General features: G+C 70.3%; 3 protein-coding genes. All 3 read right to left on the bottom strand.

Features of this window, described 5'->3' with window-relative positions:
- The coding region (locus AB0I88_RS41135; protein WP_361037712.1) for an anchored repeat-type ABC transporter ATP-binding subunit at window positions 1–690 on the bottom strand (690 nt) is incomplete at its 3' end.
- 13 nt (window positions 691–703) lie between these two features.
- Window positions 704–1,588: a choice-of-anchor M domain-containing protein gene (locus tag AB0I88_RS41130; RefSeq protein ID WP_361037710.1), complete on the bottom strand. Its 885-nt coding sequence runs from the start codon at window positions 1,586–1,588 to the stop codon at window positions 704–706.
- Between the two features lie 18 nt (window positions 1,589–1,606).
- The gene (locus AB0I88_RS41125) at window positions 1,607–3,127 is read right to left on the bottom strand and encodes an anchored repeat ABC transporter, substrate-binding protein (protein ID WP_361037715.1); all 1,521 of its coding nucleotides are present in this window, start codon (window positions 3,125–3,127) and stop codon (window positions 1,607–1,609) included.
- Between the last annotated feature and the right edge of the window lie 92 nt (window positions 3,128–3,219).

Raw genomic sequence — 3,219 nt, 5'->3', positions numbered from 1 at the left:
GTCGAGGGCTTTGAGAAGGTGGGAGCCGGGCCCGACGTCGAAGGTCCGCATCCAGACCTCCGGGTCCTTGAGGTCCGCGGGCGGGCCGGAGGCGATCACGGTGCGATTCAAAAGGATCAGACGATCACAGGTGTACGCCGCCGCGGTCAGATCGTGGGTGGCCATCAGCACGGCCCGGTCCCGGGCGATGTCGGCGAACAGGTCGGTCAGTGTCTCCTGGGCGGGCATGTCGAGGCCGGTGAACGGTTCGTCGAGCAGCAGCACCGACGGCTGCAGCACCAGCGCGCGGGCCACCAGCACCCGCTGCCGCTGCCCGCCGGACAGCTCCCCGACCGGCCGTTTACGCAGGTCGGACAGCCGCACCCGGTCGAGGGCTTCCCAGACGGCCCGCCAGTGGGCGACGGCCGGGCGGCGGAACAGGCCGATCCGGCGGACCAGGCCGCTGAGCACAGCGTCCTGCACCGAGGCGGGAAAGTCCCAGGTGAACTCGTGGCGCTGCGGCACGTATCCGGCGCTGCCGGTGCTGACCGTGCCGGCGCGTAGCGGGATCAGTCCGAGCGCGGCCCGCATCAGGGTGGTCTTGCCGGCGCCGTTGGGGCCGAGCAGCGCGGTGAACTCGCCGGCGCCGATGTGCACGTCGACGTCGCGCAGCACCGGCCGCCCGCCGAGATCGGCGGCGACACCGGTCATCTCCAGTGCGGGGTCATCGGGTGGTCTCGCGTTCGCGTTCGGCGCGGCGGCGTACGGCCGACTGCCGGGCGACGAGCGCTGCGATGATCAGCAGGGCGAGGACGCCGGCGCCGATCAGGGCGGGCTTCTGCCACGTACCGGATGAGGAATCTTGATCTTCGGTGGTTTCGGCAGCGGCCGACGCGGAACCGGCCGCCAGAGCAGCCGTGAACGCGGTGTCGAAGTCCGGCTCGGTGGCGTCACCGACCGCCAGGCGCAGCGCGGTGCTCGCCGTGGCGGTGGTGCCGTCGGCGCGGTCGGCGCTGATGTCGACGGCGAGCTGGTAGTTGCCGGGCTTGCCGAAGACCCAGTTGGCGTGGGTGTGGGTGTTGGTCTCGACCCACATCGGCTGCGGCAGCGGTTTCGTGCTGCTCCACAGCACCTGCGGGGCGCCGAGGTTGCCCGATTGGAGGAAGACGGTGACGGTGCCGGGGCCCTGCACGCCGCGCAGGGTCATGGTGACGCCGCGGCTGATCGCGCCGATCACGCCGGGGTCCTGGGTGTTCCAGCCGATCCAGACGACGCCCGGCTTCTCGGTCTGCGGCACGACGTGGACCTCGGTACCGGGTTGTTCGCCGAGGAAGGCGTAGGCGGGGTCGTCGGGAATGGTCTGGCGAGCGGTGTCCCGCACGCGCAGGACGGTGTCGGCCGGTTCGCGCCACACCGACGGGACGGCGTGGTCGTCGTGGATCTGGATCGTCCACTTGCCGTCACGCAGGCGGGGGCCGATGTCGACGTGGCCGGTGTCCAGCACGGCCCGGCCGGTGGCCTGGGCCTGGCCGGGGTCGAGTGACTGGTCGAGGCCGGGGGTGGGGCTGGGAGCCGTCGCGAGCAGCAGGGCGAGCAGGGACTTGATCAAGGTTGGTCCTCGGATGGTTCAGGAGAGGCAGGAGCGGAGGGAATCGGCGTTGAATCGCATCATCGACGTGTAGTCGGTGACCCGGTCGTCGAAGGCGTCGCCGTAGATGTCGCAGACCTTGACGTTCTGCTGCTTGGCGACCTCGACTAGGGTGGACGAGCGGGCGCGGAGGTTCGGTTCGAGGAAGACGGCGCGGATGTGCAGGTTGCGCAGGGTCTCGGTGAGGCGGCGGCGGTCGGCGAGGCTCGGTTCGACGGCCGGGTTCGGAGTGACGAACCCGGCGACCGGGATGCCGTAGGCCTTGGCCAGATAGGCGAAGGCGTCGTGGGTCGTCACCAGATGGCGGTTCGCCGCCGGGATGGCGTCGATCTGTTTCTGGACGTACGCGTCGAGCGCGCTCAGTGTGGTCAGGTACCGGTCGGTGTTGGCACGGTAGGTGGCGGTACCGGCCGGGTCGGCGGCGATGAGCGTGTCCCGGATGAGCTCGACGTAGGACTGTGCGTTGCCGACGTCCTGCCACAGGTGCGGGTCGATCTCGCCATGCACGTGCCGGCCCAGCACCGCCTGCGGCAACTGGTAGATCTCGGTGCCCGGCCGTCCCAGGAACCGGAACCCCGGCCCGGCCGGCACCTCCTTGAGGGCCTTCGCCGGAACCTCGATCACGGTACGGGCCGGATCGTGGCGTACCTGCTCGGTGCCGCCGTGGCCGTCGCCGTACAGGTACAGCTCGCCGGTGTCGATGTCGGCGGTGACGTCGGTGTGCCCATCCCGCAGAACCAGCGCCCCGTCCATGCCCGGCACCGTGTGGGGGTCCACGCCGACGGCGAAGGTGAAGGTCTGCTCGCCCATGGGCAGCGGCCTGCTGTCGGCGGACACCGCCAGCTCCGCGCGGAGGGTGAGCCGGTAGACGCCGGCTTCGGTGAACGCCCAGCTCATGTGGGTGTGCGCGTCCGGCGGCAGGCTCATGGTGTCGTCGCGATACCCGTTGGCGGGTTCGAATCCGTCACCGGAATCGAACGCGATGTCGGGGTTGCCGAACGACTCGGTCAAATAGGCCGACAGGCGTCCAGGGCCATCGACGCGGGTCGCGGACAGTCGGACGTCGGAGGAACGGTTGACGCCGTTGGTGGCCCCTGACCCTCGGGCGCGCATGCCGAGCCAGATGGTGTCGAGGGAGACGTCCTCGACCAGCGGGATGATCTCCGCCGCGTACTTGGTGGCGCCTTCCGCGAGCGAGATCTGGCGGACGCCGTCGGGGAGATTGGCGTCCAGCGTCTTGATCACGCTTTGTGCCTCGAGGAGCAGGTAGTTGCTGAAGGCCACGTCGGCGTAGACGATGTTGCGCACGTCGCGCAGCGTCGGTTCGTAGGCGTGGGCGTCGGCGTTGTCCGGCACGATCGAGTCGACCAGGACACGCTCGCCGCCGACGTTGCGGACCAGGTCGGCCAGGATGCCGGTGGTGGTGACCACCTGGACGCGGCCGTCGGTGTCGGACAGGGCGGGTGGTGGCGCGCAACCGGCGACGGCACCGGCCAGCAGGGTGGCGGCGAGCCGCTCCTGGACCTTGACGAACGTGCCGCTGACCGGCTCCACCCAGATGGTGCGGGTGTTCGCGTAGGTGACCTGGGCGC

The organism is Actinoplanes sp. NPDC049802, assembly GCF_040656595.1.
Taxonomy (GTDB): Bacteria; Actinomycetota; Actinomycetes; order Mycobacteriales; family Micromonosporaceae; genus Actinoplanes.
This window is presented reverse-complemented; position numbering and strand designations above follow the sequence as displayed.